The organism is Streptomyces sp. NPDC054841, from assembly GCF_053611045.1.
Genome location: NZ_JBSGZO010000742.1, coordinates 1 through 2,844, shown reverse-complemented (window position 1 = coordinate 2,844; position 2,844 = coordinate 1). Strand labels below are relative to the sequence as shown.

At 73.4% G+C, this 2,844-nt stretch carries 3 protein-coding genes; 1 reads left to right on the top strand and 2 read right to left on the bottom strand.

Annotation, left to right across the window (positions count from 1 at the left end):
* Window positions 1-131: 131 nt before the first annotated feature.
* The gene (locus ACWGI8_RS42575; RefSeq protein ID WP_453668830.1) at window positions 132-920 is read left to right on the top strand and encodes a GNAT family N-acetyltransferase; all 789 of its coding nucleotides are present in this window, start codon (window positions 132-134) and stop codon (window positions 918-920) included.
* 33 nt (window positions 921-953) lie between these two features.
* Here the strand turns inward: ACWGI8_RS42575 and ACWGI8_RS42570 are convergent, their stop codons facing one another.
* Together ACWGI8_RS42570 and ACWGI8_RS42565 are read right to left on the bottom strand one after the other, a co-directional pair.
* On the bottom strand, window positions 954-1,772 hold the full coding sequence (locus ACWGI8_RS42570; RefSeq protein WP_453668829.1) for a hypothetical protein: 819 nt from the start codon (window positions 1,770-1,772) through the stop codon (window positions 954-956).
* 196 nt (window positions 1,773-1,968) lie between these two features.
* On the bottom strand, window positions 1,969-2,844 hold an 876-nt coding region (locus ACWGI8_RS42565; RefSeq protein ID WP_453668828.1), incomplete at its 5' end, for a LysR substrate-binding domain-containing protein.

Below are 2,844 nucleotides of genomic sequence, written 5' to 3'. Positions count from 1 at the left end.
GTCTCGTGCGGGGGGCCTGACTTTCAGGCTGGGGCCGGGGCCAGGACCGGGGCCGGGGCCGGGGGCCTCGGCCCCGGCCGCCCGTCCGGAATCCGGTTGCCGGGCGCGGCGGCCGGTGCTGAAGTGGCCGGATGGATCATGACGAGGTGCGGGCGCTGTACGACCGGCAGATGCGGCAGGCAGCACCGGCCGACGGCCCGGGGGCACGGGTCGAGCGGGTGGGTGGCGTGGTGCGGCAGACCGCCGGGGATCACGGCTGGAACGGAGTCGTGTGGTCGGGCTTGGACGCGGCCACCGCGGACGAGGCCATCGCGGACCAGATACGGCATTTCACCTCGCTGGGCCGCGAGTTCGAGTGGAAGCTCTACGCACACGACGGGCCGGCCGATCTCGCACAGCGGCTGCTCGCAGCCGGATTCGAACCGGAACCCGAGGAGACGCTGCTGGTCGCCGCTCTGGACGACCTGCCCATGGCCGTGGAACTGCCGGAGGGCGTGGAACTGCGCCAGGTGACCGACGCGGCCGGTGTGGACCTCGTGGCCCGGGTCCACGAGCAGGCGTTCGGCACGGACAGTTCCCGGCTGAGGGCGCAGCTTCTCACCCAGTTGTCCGCCCGCCCGGCCACTGTCGTGGCGGTCGTCGCGATGGCCGGGGACGTACCGGTGAGCTCGTCCCGGCTGGAGCTGTCTCCCGGCCGCGACTTCGCGGGGCTGTGGGGCGGCGGCACCGTGCCCGGGTGGCGCGGCCGCGGCATCTACCGGGCCTCGGTCGCCTTCCGCAGCGGTATCGCGGCCGCCCGCGGCTACCGCTACCTGCAGGTGGACGCCATGCCGACGAGTCGGCCGATTCTGCGGCGCCTCGGCTTCACCGCGCTGAGCACGACGACGCCGTACGTGTACCGGCCGGAACCGTCGGACTGACGGTCGCGCCGCGGACCGGTTCAGCGGACCGGTTCAGCCGACCGGCTGCAGCCACCCACGGATGTGGACCACACCCGCACCGAACCGCCGGTCCATGTCCCGCTGCACGTCATCGGTCGCCACGACGGTCCTGATGTTCACGGCATTGCGTACGACGTCGACGCTCGCCTCCAGGGCGCGCGGGAGCTCCTTCACCGCCTGATCCCGCACCTTGCGAAGTTCGGCCTGGGAGTGCGCGGCGGTGGTCAGGCAGAGGGGGCCGCCCCAGACCTTGCGGATCTCGCGTTCGTGGCCGGTCAGGTCCCGGGTGAAGCGCATGACGAGGACGGTGCCCGCGCCGTCGCCGCCGGTCCGGCTGTCGATCCAGCCTCCGCCGAATTCCGGGTCCTTCTCAGCGAGCTGGAGGGCACGCTCGTAGTCCTCTACGTCGGCCTTCGAGCGGTCGACGGGCTTGCGGCCGCCTGCCGGTGCCGGGCAGGGGGCCGAGAAGTCGGGTTCCCGGGAATCGTCTTCGGGGATTTCGCGGGCGTCAGAAGCGCGGGACCGCGCGGGTTCGGTGAGCGTGAAGCGGGTGCCGTCCCAGGTGCCGGTGAGGTCGTACGAGCCCCAGATCGTGCCGTGTCGGGACTCCCGCTTCACCGACTTCCAGGTCCACCCGACGACATCGGGGCCGCTGCACTGCGGAGGCAGCGACGTCAGGACCGCCCAGCAGAGCTGGGGTCCGTGCGAAGAGTTCTCCAGGACCGTCGCCCGGACCTTGTAGTGCTGCTGTGGGGATGTCGAGGACGGGACGACACGGCCGGGAGTCGTTTGCTGCCCGCAGGCGGCGACCAGGAGGAGAGCAGGAATCACGGCGATCCTCGGCTTCATGCCGCTTCGACGTTTGGCGGCTCGGCCCGGTTCCCGCCCGGTCCGGACCGGCTTCTGCGCCGCCGCTGCGCGCGACGACCGGACCGTGGCTGTCCGCAGACACCCGCGACGACCGGGGCGGGATCCTCGGTGGCCCCGGGACTGCGGACCGGTCCGCCAGGCCCTGTCCGGGAGCGGGTCAGTCCGTGGACAGGCCCGCCGCCGAGTGCGCCAGGGCTTCCAGCACCGGGCTGAGGAGGGGGTGGCTCTCGGCGCCGCGGCGGACCGCCGCGAAGACGCGGCGGGTGGCGGCCGGGCCCGCGACGGGCAGGACGACGGTGTCCTTGAGCTCCATGCCGCGCAGCGCCGAGCGCGGGACGAGTGCCACTCCGGCGCCCGCCCCAGCCAGCGCGACGACGGCCCGGAAGTCGTCGGACGAGTGGGTCAGCCGCGGCTCGAAGCCGGCGAGTTCGCAGGCGAGGAGCATCACCTCGTGGCACGGGTTGCCCGGGTACGGGGCGATCCAGTCGGAGTCGGCCAGCTGGGCGAGCTCCACGCGGTTCCCTCCTGCCAGGGGATGCGTGCAGTGGAGGACCGCGTCGAAGGGCTCCGCGTAGAGCGGGACGCGGGCGAGGCGCCGGTCGTCCTCGCGGGGTGCTCCGCGGTATTCGACGGCGAGGGCCAGATCGGCCTCGCCGTCCAGGACCATGGGCAGGCTCTCGTCGCCCTCGGCGTCCCTGACCCGTACGCGGATGCCCGGGTGCTCCCCGGCGAGCCGTCCGATCGCCGGGGCGAGGACCTCGGCGATGCCGGTGGCGAACGCCGCGACGGTGACCTCGCCCGCCGCGCCGCCCGCGTACGCGGCGAGCTCGGCCTCGGCCCGTTCCAGCTGGGACACCACCGCATGGGCATGGGCGAGCAGGATCTCACCGGCCGCGGTCAGCCGTACGCCGCGGCCGCTGCGGATCAGCAGCATGTGGCCGGTCTCCTGCTCCAGCGCGGCGAGCTGCTGGGAGACGGCCGAGGGGGTCAGATACAGCGCTGCTGCCGCGGCGGTCACCGTACGGTGGTCCGC